The 15,958-nt window shown below is 38.2% G+C and carries 13 protein-coding genes; 8 read left to right on the top strand and 5 right to left on the bottom strand.

The annotated features are described in order from the left end of the window. Position 1: 1 nt before the first annotated feature. Together F928_RS12120 and ybbA are read right to left on the bottom strand one after the other, a co-directional pair. A complete protein-coding gene (locus F928_RS12120) occupies positions 2–2,461 on the bottom strand; it encodes an ABC transporter permease (protein WP_005075469.1) in 2,460 nt (819 codons plus the stop codon). 3 nt (positions 2,462–2,464) lie between these two features. Beyond that, positions 2,465–3,157 (bottom strand): ABC transporter ATP-binding protein, encoded by a 693-nt coding sequence (gene ybbA / locus F928_RS12115; RefSeq protein ID WP_005070633.1) that lies wholly within the window; start codon positions 3,155–3,157, stop codon positions 2,465–2,467. Between the two features lie 44 nt (positions 3,158–3,201). Here ybbA and tesA point away from each other — a divergent pair, with 44 nt between their 5' ends. Continuing rightward, the gene (tesA, locus tag F928_RS12110) at positions 3,202–3,825 is read left to right on the top strand and encodes an arylesterase (RefSeq protein WP_005075467.1); all 624 of its coding nucleotides are present in this window, start codon (positions 3,202–3,204) and stop codon (positions 3,823–3,825) included. Between the two features lie 35 nt (positions 3,826–3,860). Here the strand turns inward: tesA and cynT are convergent, their stop codons facing one another. Beyond that, positions 3,861–4,475 (bottom strand): carbonic anhydrase, encoded by a 615-nt coding sequence (cynT, locus tag F928_RS12105; protein ID WP_002117769.1) that lies wholly within the window; start codon positions 4,473–4,475, stop codon positions 3,861–3,863. Between the two features lie 284 nt (positions 4,476–4,759). Here cynT and F928_RS12100 point away from each other — a divergent pair, with 284 nt between their 5' ends. After that, positions 4,760–5,785, top strand: coding sequence for an alpha/beta fold hydrolase (locus tag F928_RS12100; protein ID WP_005075465.1), 1,026 nt, complete (start codon positions 4,760–4,762; stop codon positions 5,783–5,785). Between the two features lie 25 nt (positions 5,786–5,810). Further along, positions 5,811–6,818, top strand: coding sequence for a hypothetical protein (locus F928_RS12095; RefSeq protein WP_005075464.1), 1,008 nt, complete (start codon positions 5,811–5,813; stop codon positions 6,816–6,818). A 23-nt stretch (positions 6,819–6,841) separates the two neighbouring features. Here F928_RS12095 and pfeA read toward each other — a convergent pair whose 3' ends face one another. Both pfeA and nfuA read right to left on the bottom strand, forming a co-directional pair. Next, positions 6,842–9,106 carry a TonB-dependent siderophore receptor gene (gene pfeA, locus F928_RS12090; protein WP_005075462.1) on the bottom strand — a complete coding sequence of 755 codons (2,265 nt, stop codon included), beginning with the start codon at positions 9,104–9,106 and terminating at the stop codon, positions 6,842–6,844. Between the two features lie 169 nt (positions 9,107–9,275). Next, complete coding sequence (gene nfuA / locus F928_RS12085; RefSeq protein WP_002117617.1) at positions 9,276–9,914, bottom strand: Fe-S biogenesis protein NfuA; 639 nt, start codon at positions 9,912–9,914, stop codon at positions 9,276–9,278. Positions 9,915–10,072: 158 nt separating this feature from the next. On the opposite strand from nfuA, the gene F928_RS12080 reads away from it, so the two are divergent. From F928_RS12080 to F928_RS12060, 5 genes are all read left to right on the top strand, one after another. Further along, on the top strand, positions 10,073–10,690 hold the full coding sequence (locus F928_RS12080) for a rhomboid family intramembrane serine protease (RefSeq protein ID WP_002117778.1): 618 nt from the start codon (positions 10,073–10,075) through the stop codon (positions 10,688–10,690). A gap of 170 nt (positions 10,691–10,860) precedes the next feature. Then, positions 10,861–12,537, top strand: coding sequence for an arylsulfatase (locus F928_RS12075; RefSeq protein WP_005075460.1), 1,677 nt, complete (start codon positions 10,861–10,863; stop codon positions 12,535–12,537). After that, positions 12,534–13,538: a formylglycine-generating enzyme family protein gene (locus F928_RS12070; RefSeq protein ID WP_002117717.1), complete on the top strand. Its 1,005-nt coding sequence runs from the start codon at positions 12,534–12,536 to the stop codon at positions 13,536–13,538. Before F928_RS12075 ends, F928_RS12070 begins: the two co-directional genes overlap by 4 nt. A gap of 109 nt (positions 13,539–13,647) precedes the next feature. After that, complete coding sequence (locus tag F928_RS12065; protein WP_000854552.1) at positions 13,648–13,812, top strand: hypothetical protein; 165 nt, start codon at positions 13,648–13,650, stop codon at positions 13,810–13,812. Between the two features lie 554 nt (positions 13,813–14,366). Continuing rightward, a complete protein-coding gene (locus F928_RS12060; RefSeq protein ID WP_005075457.1) occupies positions 14,367–15,914 on the top strand; it encodes a hypothetical protein in 1,548 nt (515 codons plus the stop codon). Positions 15,915–15,958: the final 44 nt, after the last annotated feature.

The following is a 15,958-nucleotide window of genomic DNA, read 5'->3' as shown; positions in this document are numbered from 1 at the left end:
ACTACAATTGGTTTAATTCTCTTAAACTCTGTAAAGGCGGTAAATTACAGAGATAACCTAGTCGATAACGACCAATCAAGGCACAAACCAGCATCATGCCAAGAGGTAAAATCAGCCATATTTCAATATGCCACTGTATTGCCATATTCATTTTATAGCTCGCGATCGCACTAATCACTTCTGCAAAACAGCAGGCAACTATGCCTGCTAACAGACCTAAAAACCCAATCTCAAAACTGAGCATTTGCTTCATTTTATTTTTAGATAAACCAAATGAACGTAACAAAGCAACTTCACGGCGTCGCTCATCCATTAATAAATTTAGACATGCAATTAAAACAAGTATTCCAGAAAAACCAACTAATGCCGCTAGAACAGTTACTATTTTGACCAAAACATTCATTAAGCGCTTTACTTCATCTAAAATCCGGTCAACATCAATAAATACTGTATTTGAGAACTGCTGAATAATATTGATCATTTTAGATTGATCTTGCTTAGGCACATAGAAACTACCTAAATAACTTCCAGCATTTTCGTCTAAGGTTTTAGGTGAAAAAATAAAGAAAAAGTTAGGGCTAAAGCTTTCCCACTCGACACTCCGAAAATTCACAACTTTGGCCTGTAAGTTGCCTTCGGGCAAACTAAAAGTAAGCTTATCTCCAATTTGGATTCCCAAACTTTCGGCAGTTTTACTTTCGACTGAAACTTGCCCTACGCCATTAAACTGGGCTTGACCATTTGTAATGACATTGTCATTTGGTAGTAGATCTGATTGAGTCAAATTCAGTTCACGGCGCAAAGAATTATTTTGCTTTATAGCCTCTTCTGAAAAAGGCACATCATTCTTAGCTAACAATCGGCCACGAATATTTGGATATAACGGCGTGCTTTGCCAGCCATTCTGCTTTAATTGTTGCTCAAATGCTTTTAAATCAAATGGAGGTAATCCATAAACAAATTGATTCGGTGTCCCTTCTGGAAGTTGTTGCTGCCAACGCTCTAATAAATCTGTTCTTAATACACTGAGTACCGTAATGAGGCTTAAGCCTAAAGCCAATGCAGTAATTTGTAAGGCGCTTTGTGATGGCGAACGAATATAAAAAGACAATCGATTTTTCAGCTTTTTTAAGCTACGAAGCAATAGCCAAACAACGGTGTAAAGCAAAATACAAAGAACAATAATTGCCGCTAAAACCAGAATGCTGAGCATTAAGTTTTCACTCAATACCAAACTAAAAACGACTAGGCTAGTGATTCCTGCAAAAAACATAAAAAATAAAGATTTGCGAGATTTGGCTTGCTCCCGAATAATACGAATTGGAGGTGTATTTAAAAGCTCCCAAATGCTTGGCAAAATAAAACCAAGCAGCACAATCACGCTGGTAAAAATCGCAATTGGTAAAGGTCCAACTAAAAGTGGTATGACCGAAAAACTTAGCTCTAATTGAGGAATCAATTGCAGCATAAGCTGGAGCAGGCCATAACCCATAATTAAACCTAATAGACTGCCCAACACAATTGAAATCGCACTGACAACACTAAGTAATCCAATATATGCCCACAAGATTTGGAACTTACTGGCGCCTAAGCATCTAATAAGTGCAATGTGGTCTTGGTTTTGTTGAACATATCTTTGACTCGTTAAAGCGATGGCAATACCACACAATAAAATCGTTAAAATATTGGCTAATTGCAAAAAGGTATCTAAATTTTCAAGCGGACGTAATAACCTACTGTTCGATTCACTTGCATCACCTAAACGCAAGCCAGCCGTTTCATCTACATCTTTAGAAGGTTGATGCTGTTGCTTAAATTGCTTTGAAAATGACTGAACCTGTTCAGGGCTACCTGCCATTAATAAACGATAGTCAATTCTGCTCCCTGTCTGAATCGCATGAGTCTTAGCAATATCGGCTTGATGAATAATAACGGTTGGAGAAAAGCCTGAAAAACCAAGTTCCTGATTTGAATCACGCACAATCACGCCACTAAAACGGAAGGTACCATCAGCAATAGAAACAGTATCTTCTGGCTTTACTTTAAGTAAATCGGCTGCTCTTTGACTTAGCCAAACTTCACCAGATTGAATCGCTTTAGCGCTTGGTTCAATTTCCAACTGTCCTCTGAGTGGAAATAAAGGCTCAATTGCCTTTACATTCACCATGACAAACTGATCTTGGGTATGTGCCATCGAGCTAAATATAGTGACATTAGTTTGCTTTAAACCAAGCTGTTCAGCTTTCTTTTTCCACTGCTGTTCGATAGGCTCGTTATTCGACAGAACTAAATCAGCACCCAGCATTTGTGAAGCTTGCAGACTGACTGCATTTTTAACTTGATCATTACTAAACTTCAGGGCTGTCGTTGCGCTAATCGCAAGCGATAAAGCAATAATGAGTAGATATAATCCACCCGTACGAAAACTCTGTAGCAAAAGTGGTTTGAGAAGATTACGCATAGCTTAACCACCCTGTACTGTCTTTAATCGGCCATCATCTAACTCAACATGACGCTGACAAAGGGATGCTAAATTACGATCATGGGTGACTAAAATCAGAGTCGTACCTAACTCTCGGTTTAAATCAAAGAGCAAGCTTTCAATTTCTTGTGCTGTCTGACCATCTAGGTTTCCAGTCGGTTCATCCGCAAAAATAATTTGTGGTTCTGCAATGAGAGCGCGTGCAATGGCTACACGCTGCTGCTCGCCACCAGATAAGACTTTAGGCGTTTGTTCAACTTGACGACTCAGCCCTACTCGATGCAACCAATCTAAAGCTTTTTTCTCCGCTGTTTTATAATCAAAGTCTTTACGTAATCGTAAAGGTAACATCACATTTTCAAGCGCACTCAACTGAGGCAGAAGTTGAAAAGACTGAAATACAAAACCAATATGCTGCATTCTGATTTGGGCACGTTGTTCCTCTGTTAACTGATGAACAGCTTGACCACACAACCAAACTTCTCCTTCAGATGGTTGATCTAAAGTCGCCAAAATTCCTAGTAAGGTTGATTTACCTGAGCCGGAACGTCCCGTAATTGCTACCTGTTCCCCTTCAAAAATCTCTAAATCAATATCTTTTAAAATCGTAAACTGATTTTGGTTAATCTGAATAGTTTGTGTAACTTGATGGGCAGCAATGATGGGTTGTGGCATGATGTAAAAAGTCCTATGTATTCAGAATCAGGGTCGAAGTACAAATGTATAAATCTTTTTTGATTGGTTCTAAAAGCATCATGCTCATCTCATTAAGTATGCTGCCTATGCTTGTATCGGCGAAAACTATTTTAATTTTAGGAGATAGTATTAGTGCCGGTTACGGAATTGATCCCAAACAAGGTTGGGTACAATTACTGCAAAAACGCTTAGACCAACAGTATCCCAAACAACACAAAGTGGTCAATGCAAGTGTTAGTGGAGAAACAACAAGCGGCGCTTTAGCCCGATTACCTAAATTATTGCAGACTTATAAGCCTAATGTGGTCGTGATTGAATTAGGTGGAAATGACGGCTTGCGTGGGCAACCACCTCAAATGATTCAAAAAAATCTGGATCAGCTCATTCAATTAAGCCAGAAACAAAAAGCCAAAGTTATTCTTTTTGGCATGAAGATTCCGCCAAATTATGGGGCTGCGTATAGCAAAGCTTTTGAAAATAATTATAAAGTTGTAAGTCAAAAATATCAGGTGAAACTACTACCGTTTTTTCTAGATGGTGTTGCTGGTCAAAAACAGCTTATGCAAAATGATTTAATTCATCCCAATGCTCAAGCGCAGTCAAAACTACTTAATTTAGCTTACCCATATATAAAAGGTGCCCTATAGGCACCTTTTATCTTTAAGCATTCTTTTTAATATGATCAGAAATCAAAAAAAGTAACTTCACCAGTTTCGAGTGAATATTCTGCACCAACAACAATTAATTCACCTTTTGCAATCAGGCTCTCTAACACCGCTGAACCATGGCGTAATTGATTTACAGAAGCAAAAACGTTTGAACGTACCGCATGACATGAAAGTTTTTTCAAATCATTTTTTAAATCAGTCTGCATTAAAATTTCAACTGATGGACGAACGCGGTTCACAATCGACATTAGGTTAGATGATGGCGGGTGATCAGGATTCATTAACGTATCAATTGTTGCTTGAATCGCACCACAATGGCTGTGTCCTAATACAACTACAACTGGGCAGTCATAACGCTCTGCTGCGAACTCAACACTACCGACTTGTGAAGGTGCAACCACATTACCAGCTACACGGATTACGAATAAGTCACCAAGACCTTGGTCAAATACCATCTCTGCTGGAACACGAGAATCTGAGCAGCCAAGTACAATTGCAAACGGATTTTGATCCTTTGCCATTTCAGCGCGTTCTTGATGAGATAAGGTTTTTGCAAGGGAAGTATTTCCATTTACAAATCGTTGATTACCGGCTTTCAGACGATCTAAAACTTCTTGCGCAGTAGGCATTTTATATTTCCATTGTTTTTTCAAGGTTGGAAATCATTTTAATGTGTCAAAATTTGAATGTCACTGACAAAAAATAAATCCTTTTCTATGAAAAAATTTAAAAATACTTAACCTGTTTTAATGTAGAGCTCACTGCATATTCGCTACTGTTTAGTGAAAAAATAGACATACTTTGGTTCTCGGATTGACTATAATTTTCTTCATTCTAAACATTTGGCAAATGACTCATTGGCAAAGTTTTTCAATAATTTTTCAAACTCGCTTAAGCTTCAAGGATGAAATCTATGACAAGGCTGTCCACATCAATTATGGCCTCTATGAAAAAAACTGCTACCGCCCTGACTTTGGCTTATAGCGTATTGTCAGTGATGAGTATTTCTCAAACACAGGCAGCCGATAATATTGATGTGACATTCCAGAATGTATTACAACAAGAACGTAACTGGGCAGGCCTACAAAGCAAAAGCTTAAAAGTCGGTGATGTGACTTGGTCATATAGCGAAGGCGGCTCTACAACAAAACCGACTTTACTACTCATTCATGGTTTAGCGGGCAGTCGTGATAACTGGAACCGAATGGCTCGTTACCTCACCACAAATTATCATGTCATTATTCCTGATTTGCCGAGTAGTGGCGAAACTATCGTTTCCCAAGACTTCGATTATTCTGTACCAAATCTTGCTGAAAAATTACGTCGCTTTGTTGAGGCTGCAAATTTAAAAGGTCCAATTCATATTGCTGGGCACTCACTTGGTGGCTCTATTGCCCTACTCTATGCTGGACAGTATCCATTTGAAACCAAAAGTTTATTTTTAGTAGATAGCGGCGGTATTTTTCGCTCAGCCAATACAATTTATTTAAAAGATCCTGCTTACCTCAAACAACTTTTAGTGTCTAAAAAAGGTGACTTTAATTATTTATTAAAACAAACCATGTTTAATCCTCCGTTTATTCCTAAAGAGTTTCTTCAAGCTCAAGAAAAGTTGATGATTGATCAGGCACCTCAAACACAAAAACTGGTTGATCAATTGATTGCACTTAATAAAGTCTATACACCAGACTCCTTTGCGGTACTTACCAAAACGATCGATGCACCGACGCTCATTCTATGGGGCAAACAAGATAAGATTATTAATGTCGAAGTAGCAAGTGAACTAAAACGACTTTTAAAGAATGCTCAGCCTCCAGTTATTTTAGAAAATGTAGGTCATATGCCAATATTGGAAGCTGAACAGTTGGTTATGCAACAATATCTACCGTTTTTACTTAAAGTAGAAACAAATCAGTCGTCAAAAACGACCACACCTTAATAAAACTTCGGACTTGTGAGACCTTATGTCTACCCAACCACTTATTGAAAAACTTATTGAAGCTCATCTAGATTTTTTAGATGAGCAATTTGCTCAGACTCAGGTGATCCAGCAAGAGTTTGAGCAATTTTATCATTGGTTGGGGAGTCGGCAATTACAACATCTGTGGACTTTTGAACAAATTCAACAGCTCATTCAAAAGCAGATTTTAGATACGCCTGCTTCTGATTTCCTGATTGAACAAATTGCTGAGCATATTCGCTTTGCATTGATTCATCCTGCAAATGAAACCGCAACTGTTGAAGATGTTATTCCTGTTCTAACGATTGACCGAATTGCACAATACGTTGCAAGTAAGGAACAGCACCGTAAAAAACTGATTAAAACGATTGTGAATAACCCTGCTTTTTCGGCCCTGCTCACGCAACTGATTCAGCAAACAATGCATGATTATTTAGATGAATCGATGTCAAAACGTGTGCCCGGTGTAGGTCGTTTTATGAAAATGGGGAAATCTGTTTTAGAAACAGTAACCGATTCAAATCTGGACGATACGATTAATCATTATTTGCAAAAGAATATTTTAAAACTCAGCCAAATGAGTGAGCGTGTTTTAAACCAACATTTTGACAATGATAAGCTCTACCATTTTCAGGCAAATGTTTGGCATAAAGTTAAAACTATGCCACTTTCTGTTTTAAAAAATTATGTAGAAACTCAAGACTTATCAAAAACGGTTGGTTTAGGGCATGAAATCTGGGACCACATTCGTCAAACTGATTATCTAAAACAGCAAGTACATGATGGTATCTATACTTGGTATGTACGTAATCAGGAGCGTAGTTTTGACTTGTTACTTCGTGACCTCAATATTGATGAAGGTTTAGTACAACATGAGCTGACCAAGTTACTTGTGCCTGTATTACAGCAGTTAATTACAACAGGACATTTAAGACGCCGTGCCCGTGTTTACTTAGAAAAGTTTTATTATTCTGAAAAAACATTAGATATCTTAAATAACAAAGGCGCTTAAAGCGCCTTTGTTATTTGTGTTGATTAGAAAGAATATTTTAAAGAAGCGTAATAAGCTCGACCTGGTTCATTATAAGTTTGGCTGATTGAATTACTGTCTCTTAAAATTTGTTTATCAAACAAGTTGCTTACACCAACACGCGTACTTATATTGTCTGAAAATTTATAACCGACATTGATTCCAGCGGTACTATAGCTTTTTACAGTACTTGGCTTAAGCGCAGAATTTGCTCCACCTGAACCAATACCAGATTCGATTCTACTTTCTGCAAACTGACGTGATTTTTGACGACCATATTGAGTAAATACAAAATTTACATCTAACTGATCTGTGATGTCATAATCAAAAATTGAGTTAATTGTATAGATTGGAACTAAAGATAATGGATTACCTGTTTGTTTATCTTTTGAATCCATCATATACGTAAAGTTATTAGTCCAGCGGATATCACCGAAGTCTAATCCTAAGCTTCCTTCAAAACCTTGAATTAATGCTTTAGGCGTATTTTCCCAACGTAAGATATTCCACTTGGTATTGGTCACAGCTCCTGTATTTGCATTCGTGCTTGAACCATCAACTGTTCCAACCACATTTGTACCAGCCACAATTTTATCTTTATAGTCATTGCGGAACCAAGTTAAGCTTGCATTCACGATATCTTTTTGGAACTGGATACCAAGCTCTTTGTTTACCGAAGTTTCTGGTTTTAAATCACCATTACCTTGCAACAAGCAACGTGACTCAATATTGGCCGGACAACCATTACCATTTGTACTTAATAAATACCCTTCGGCATTTTGATACATATTCGGTGCTTTATAAGCTTTTGCTACCCCACCTTTTAAAGTGAAATAATCGTTAAGTCTTTGGGTAATATTTAAGCTTGGGCTCCAGTTAGAACCAGATTTACTATGGTCATCAAAACGAAGGCCTAACACGATATCTGTACTGTCTGTGAGTTTCAAGTTATCTTCGACATATGCAGAAGCAATACGTGACTCCATTTTACTGCGATCGCCTTTAGCCAATTGATCGCCATAACCTGAACCACTACTGTCTTTCCCTTGGTTTGTCGATACATTATCTTTAAATCTGTCTTCAACCCATTCAGTACCAAGTGTTAATACATGCGGTACATAATATTCAAAAGGAATATTGGCTTCACCATTAAATCGAAGAGTTTCCAAACGTGAAGTGGCTTTATCATCAAGATTATTAATTTTTCCTTCCGTGCTACCGCCAAGGCCTTCTGGAAGACGTTTATTATGCGTTTTGTCATATTGAGCAACGAGCTTACTCTTACCCCAAGACCAATCCCCCTCATGTGTTAATGCATAGCTATCACGGTACATAGTATTGGTTTCTTTACCAATAAGTTCTGAAAGAATCGCATCCGCCTCAGCATTTGCATTTAACTGAGAGTCACCAGAATAAATATTACCTTGTTTGCTAGAAGAAACATCAAGCAAAACAGTTTGCTGATCTGTTGCCTGCCAAGCTAAACGACCTGAAATATCTTTATTTTTAACGCCTTCACGCCCAGCTGCGGTACTACCAATTGATTTATTAATATCAACATCGTCAGCTTCTGTTTTATTGTAATTACCATATAAACGATAAGACAAAACGTCTTTGATCAGTGGCCCACTTACGTTAAAACCAACACGATTTGATGCACCTTCTTTAGAGTCTTCAGGCTGTGACGTATAAAACTCTACTGAGCCATGGGTTTCATTAGTCACTTTTTTAGTAATGATGTTAACCACACCACCTGCCGCACCGGAGCCATAACGAGCTGCTGCTGGACCACGTAAAACCTCAATCGATTCGATTGCTTCTGCTGGCACCCAGTTTGAGTCACCTCGTGTATCACGCTCTCCTTTCCAGCCATAACGGACTGAATTACGAGAATTAATTGGTTTTCCATCCACTAAAATAAGCGTGTTTTCGGGCCCCATTCCACGGATATCAATTTGTCTATTATTGCCACGCTGACCTGTTGCGCTGTTACCTGTTAAATTGACACCAGGCATACGGCGCACATAATCAGAAATATCATTACGAACTGGTAGTTTTTCTAAATCTTCTTGGGTGATTACTGATACACCGAGCGACTGCTTCACCTGCTCTTCAGCTGTTACAAAAATTGTTTCCAATTTCACTGGTTCAGCAGGCTTTTCTAATGCTTTTTCAGCTTGTTGTTGCTCATTTTGTGCAGCATAAGCCATAGACATCATACTTGCCAGTACTGAAACAGAAAGCACTGACTGGATAATACGCTTCGACATAAGTATTCCCAATATATTGATTTATTAAACATCTCTCATTTTCAGTTCCGCATTGTAACAAAGATAAATAAAATTACAAATGATATTGATAATAATTATCATTATTTGTATTGAATAATAAAAAAACCTCATTGCGAGGCTTTTTTATTTCACTTTTCAAATAATTTGATTATTTGAAATAAGCACCTTCAGCTTGTGTATGGTCTGTTTGGTCAACCACACGTTGAAGCTCAGGAATGTTCTCTCTTAAAGTAGTTTCTACACCTTGTTTCAAGGTAACATCAATTGCAGAACAACCTTGGCAACCACCACCAAATTTCAATACAGCAGTTAAACCGTGTTCTGGATCATCTTGTACTTCTACCAAGCTACAATTTCCGCCATGCCCTGCAAGACCTGGGTTAATTTCTGCCTGAAGAATGTAAGTAATACGTTCTTCAATCGAAGCATCTGGACCAACGCGTGGAACTTTAGAATTTGGAGCACGGAAAGTGAGCTGACCACCAAAACGGTCCTTGTTGTAATCAATTACGGCATCTAAAAGATAAGGAATAGATGGCGCATCAATATACGCAGGAAAATCAGGATAGTCCTGTTTATAATCCGTTGGGATCACTTCTTCTGGCGCACTATATGCCATACAGCATTCCGCACGTGGCGTACCCGGATGCTCAACAAAAATTCGAACGCCAATTCCCGGAGTATTTTGCTTCGTTAGTAAATCGTGCAAATACTCTTGTGCAGATGGTGTAATCAAAAGGTTTGGAATTTCTTCTGCAACAGCAGTGTTGGTGTTCTCAGTCGACATAACAATATTCCTCAAGCTGATGCCTTTATATTAACCGAAGATGAGGTGGATTTAAAAAAAATCAACTAAATTTGTCGGATTTATACACAACAGGGTTTCAAGTTAAGTTTTTAATGGCATTATTGAGCTCAGTATTGATCATTTTTTAAATATTTCTTATGTTGCATTTGCCGTTTAACCATACAGTCACTCTTATTATTATTACGGTCATTATCTCTTTACTTGCTTTTAGCAATCAAAACGTAATGAACCGATTGATTTTTTGGCCACCTGCAATGCAACGTGGACAAATTGATCGATTCATTACTCATGGCTTTATCCATGCCGACGGAACACATCTACTTTTCAATATGATTACCCTGTTTTTCTTTGGCAGTATTATTGAAAGTTTTTACCGTCAATATTTCTATGACATGGGTTTTGTGTTGTTTTACTTAGGTGGCTTAATCTTTGCGATTTTGCCAAGCTATTTACAACATAAAAATGATGCGAACTGGGCCAGTCTAGGCGCTTCAGGTGCTGTTTCAGCGGTTTTATTTGCTTATATTCTGTTTCAGCCATGGAAGCTGATTTTTGTATTCTTCATTCCTGTACCCGCTATTATTTTCGCTATTTTATATGTGGCGTACAGTATTTGGGCTGGTAAGCGAGGTAATAGTCATATCAACCATAGCGCTCATTTGTGGGGTGCAGCTTACGGGATCATCGTAACCATTTTACTTGAACCTAAAGTTATTCCACATTTCTTAGACCAGCTTACCCGTCTTCCTTTCTAAACGATATAAATCAAAGAAAAGCCCGTTATGGGCTTTTCTTTTTTTCTGATTTATTTATCTGCATAAATTCTCAGTCTTTTTTCTGATTTTCTTTGATCAATTCGTTGTTTTGTTTGCAAAAACCATCTGATTAAACTCATGCCAATTCTTTTAATAATTCAGATGATACAATGAAGTACAGAGCAATTTTATCTAGCCTTTCCATTGCTTTATTTAGCCTATCTCTGGCTGGATGTAATGACAATGATAATCAAGAAAATGTCGTAAGCACGCCTAAGCAACCCAATATCTTATTTATTATGGCTGATGACTTAGGCTATTCAGATTTAGGGGCTTTTGGTGGCGAAATTCATACCCCTAATATTGATAGTCTGGCTCAAGAAGGACGCCTTTTAACAGATTATCATACTGCCCCAACCTGTTCGCCAACACGTTCTCAACTTATTTCCGGTACTGATCATCATTTAGCTGGTATTGGTGCAATGGCGGAACTCACCCCAGAGCATTTAAAGGGACAACCAGGCTATGAAGGCTATTTAAACGAACGTTCTTTATCGATTGCCCAAGTACTTAAAGACAATGGTTACCGCACGTATATTAGTGGTAAATGGCATTTAGGCTTAACCCCTGAAAGCAATGCACATGCTAAAGGTTTTGATCATTCATTTACCTTATTACAAGGTTTAGACCATCATTTTAAACAAGCCCCAAGTGCCTTTAAACGAAATTCAACTTATACAGAAGATGGGCAAATTATTCCAATTTCGGCATTACCTGATGACTTTTTCTCTACCAACTATTTTACCGACAAATTACTGAGCTACTTAGATTCAGGCAAAAATAGTGGCAAACCATTCTTTGCTTATGCTGCCTACACGGCACCTCACTGGCCAATTCAAGCCCCAACCGAATATCGTGAAAAATATGGCGGAGTTTATGATGTAGGCTACGATGCAATTCGTAATGCCCGCATTGCGAGACAAAAACAGCTTGGAATTATTCCTGCAAACTTTGATGCAGCAGAACCAATTGCGACTCAAAATGCTCCACAAAAATATGGGAAATGGGATGAGTTAACAGCCGAACAAAAAGCATTAGAAGCTCGTAAGATGGAAATCTATGCGGGCATGGTAGAAAATCTTGATGCCAATGTAGGCCGCATTATTCAATATCTCAAACAAAATAATCTTTATGACAATACTTTAATTTTCTTTGTTTCAGACAATGGTGCAGAAGGTTTTGTACGTGGCGGATATGGCAGTGAATCTGGTTTTGATAACTCTGTAGCAAACGTAGGTACACCTAGTTCGTACCACTATATCGGGCCACGTTGGGCCGAAGTCAGTGCCGCACCTTTCCACTTATGGAAAGATACAGCGGGCGAAGGCGCAACGACTGCCCCTGCTATTGTGAAATTACCAAATCAGAAAAAAGCGGAAGAGACAAATCATAGCTTTGCATCTGTACTCGATGTTTTCCCTACCTTACTAGAATATGCTCATATTCCAGTACCACAAGGTCAATACAATGGCCGGGCCATTAATACGCCATCTGGAATTTCATGGAAACCTTTGCTTGAAAACAAAACCGATACTATTCGCCCTGCAAATTTTAGCTTTGCCGATGAGCTGCATGGCAGCAAATATGCAAAACAAGGTGAATGGAAAATCGCACTTCAAGGGCGGCCTGAATTAGGCACAGGGACTTGGGAGCTATACAACATTAAATTAGATCGCGGTGAAAGACAAAACGTTGCTCAGCTTTATCCTGCAAAAGTTCAAGAACTTTTATCGGTCTATCAAAAATATACTGAAAAAAATGGTGTGCAGGAATATAACGCCAAATGAAATTGAAGCCATTTTTAGTTACCACAATCAGCCTGTCTATTATGACGGGCTGTAGCCAATCTTCAAAAGTTTCTGAACCTACATCTTCGACGCAACAGCAAACTTCTTTAGCTGATTTAGGGTCTATTGAAAAATGTCAAAACTATAGTGGTCTGCCTCAGGGTTGGCTCAAACAGCCTACAGCAGGAATGGTTTTAATTGCCGATGGAGATTTTAACTTTGGTTCTGAAAAGGCATATCCCGATGAACTTAATTTTGGAAAAAAACAGCGCGAAGTCAAAGGATTTTGGATTGACCAAACTGAAGTTACGGTCGCTCAATTTGCAAGTTTTGTAAAAGCAACTGGCTATATTACCGATGCCGAAAAACAAAAACAGGCTGCTGTTTTCTCACCAGACCCTCATCACCCACAGCAATGGTGGCAACTAAAGTCTGGATATACGTGGAAAACTCCAAACGGCAGTATGGGTGCTATAGCAACTCCTAATGAGCCTGTAAGGTATGTAAGTAAAAACGATGCTGAACATTATGCAGTGTGGCTAGGACGTGATTTACCAACAGAACTAGAATGGGAATATGCAGCTAAAGCCAATTCAAAAACTGATACGCCTTTACATCAGCCCCCTACCGATGAACATCAACATCCGCAAGCCAATTACTGGCAAGGCGAATTCCCTTTTCAAAACCTAAATCAAGATCACTTTAAAGGTGTTGCACCCGTTGGATGTTTTGCGGCAAATAAATTCAAACTATTTGATATGATTGGAAATGTATGGGAATGGACATCTTCTCCTTATCAAGGTGCTCATGACCAGCATATGGGAAATTATTCTGATTTACGACAACAACAAATCACCAGCACTCAATATGTAATTAAAGGTGGATCTTTTCTTTGTGCACAAAATTATTGTTCACGTTATCGTAGCAGTAGCCGTTATCCACAAGATTTTGATTTAGCTGCAACACATGTTGGATTTCGGACTATTTTACGGTCTCCTTAATTTCTACTTAATTCGACTGATTAAAGATATTTTTTAACCAAAATTAGATCGAAAAATAATCAAAATGTTTTTATAGTACAAGTGAGAATGATAAAAAAGTGAGAACAAGATGAAAACTTTACTTCTTTGTGCCGCAGCAATTTTCACAATGTCACTATCAGCCTGTGCGGTCCATACACCTGAAGGTAGTATTGTGATTGACCCTGATTCACCATATTACGGACATCCAGGAGGCTTTTGCCCACCAGGACAAGCTAAAAAAGGACGTTGTTAGAAATACCCTCTTTTAAAGTAATTTTGAAGTTACTCTAAAGAAATAGGCTTCAATCAAGTGATGAATTGAATACTAAATGGAGGGTTCCAGCCCAAAAATAGATGGGATGAAACTAGAAAATTATGGTGTAAAAAAATCACCATATCCCCAAGATTTTTAAAAGACAATCTTACGTTGTCTTCTATCTAGTTTCACCCCAATTCTTTCTTATTCCGTTTGACTTTTCTTACCGCTTAAGAAAAAAGTCTAGTTTTTAATCACTTCTGTATCTCTATTATTGATACATTTTGAACATTTTACCTTCAGGTTAATACTGATGTATTTGCTTAATACAAAATAAACATTTATGTAACGTAAGTCTATAAAAATGTTCTAAAAATGTGAAAAAAATTAAGGCCAAAATGAGATGAATTTATCATAATAACTTTCTCTTTCACGTTTCATCACATAAATAATCAATATTATTTTGTCAGTTATTGCCACTCGTTTCCTTTCATTGGCATAGATAATGTATACACATGTATATTAACCCAGTCGTATAAACGAGATATTTTATGTCCAGCACAAGTCAAGTCGAAGGTCTACAATTTCCGGTACACGCCTCAACAAAAAAACAAAGTACATCTCTTACAGGCCAAGAGATTTTGTCAGAGGCCTTATCTATTGTAGATAATAAAACCGCACAACAAGTGTTGAATGAAAAAAACTGGCGAAAAAACTATCCTTTATATTTTAAAGCTCTTGTTAAACAAGGGATTTCTAATATCAACAACCCAATTACTATTGCGAAGCAAGGGTTGCATAAAGCTCACCATATTTTTGATTATTATCGTGATGGTAAACACTACCTTTTAAAAGATGCAGTTCATATTGCTTCATCTACTCCTCTTTATAAAGTAAAACTTAAAGGTGAAAGTGAGGCAGCACCTGAATGGTATGTTCCTTATAAAGGACAAAAGCTGAGTGGACAAAGCTTACTGGACCAAATTCAACGCTGGGAAGAAGCTGGTATTATTGAACCAAGTCATGCAAAGGCACTTCGTGAAGCTATTGCTCATCCTGAATGGTTCGATTTATCTGACCGTACGATGGTGCTGTTTGGTGCAGCCTCAGAAGCAGGACCACTGCCTTGGTTAGCCAAATGGAAAGCAAATATTGTTGCTGTAGATTTACCAAACTCACGAGTCTGGGGCAAAATTTTAAATACGATTCAACAAGGGAATGCAACACTCATTGCACCATGTGTTGAAGCCATTGATTCGTCAGCAAAAGCTTCTGAGTTAAAAGATAAGCTGGGTGCAAATTTACTGACCCAATTACCAGAAATAGCGCAGTGGCTGGGGCAGTTTCCACAAAAGTTAGATTTAGCAGCAATCGCCTATTTAGATGGTGAAAAGCATGTCCGCGTTTCCATGGCAATGGATAGCATCATGCAATTTGTAAGCGAGCATAAGCCTGATACAAGCCTTATGTTTATGTGTACTCCAACCGATGTTTATGCAGTACCAAAAGAAGTTACAGAGGCTGCTCAAGAGAAATTTAAATCCCGCAGAAAAATGCAAAAATTGGCAGTAAAAGGCGTTTCTGCTCTTTCGCTCAATCGTTTTTTTCAAGCGCCATACCAAGACTTGGTTACATGTGAAAATGGAAAAACTTATGGTATTGCCGACTGCTTAGTGGTTGAACAAGGTCCAAACTATGCTTTGGCAAAGCGTATTCAACAATGGCGTGCTATTTTGGCCCGCCATCAAGGACAACGTGTCAGCATTAATATTGCACCATCGACAACGACTCATTCAGTGACTAAAAATCCATTATTGAAAGCAGCTTTTAATGGCGCAGAACTTTTCGATGTAGAAGCATTTAGCCCTGAAACCACCAATGCCATTATGGCGGCACTCTGGATTCATGACTTAAGAAATGAGTCTTCTGTGGCGAATCCTGAAACTGTCTTAGACCATCCGCTTGAACTTATGATGGAAGGTGCCAATCATGGTGGTCTATGGCGTGTCGCTTATTTAGCACGAACTGCCCTACCTTTTGCCGCAATTTATGGTTTTGCTACTGAAAAACTTCCTTTTAGAAAATCATCTAAAAAATAATTTGATTAAAGCCCAATCCTAGAATTGGGCTTTTTTCTAATGTG

The organism is Acinetobacter pittii ATCC 19004 = CIP 70.29 (assembly GCF_000369045.1).
Taxonomy (GTDB): domain Bacteria; phylum Pseudomonadota; class Gammaproteobacteria; order Pseudomonadales; family Moraxellaceae; genus Acinetobacter; species Acinetobacter pittii.
The sequence above is the reverse complement of the archived record's forward strand: the minus strand, read 5'-3'. Positions and strand labels throughout refer to the sequence as shown.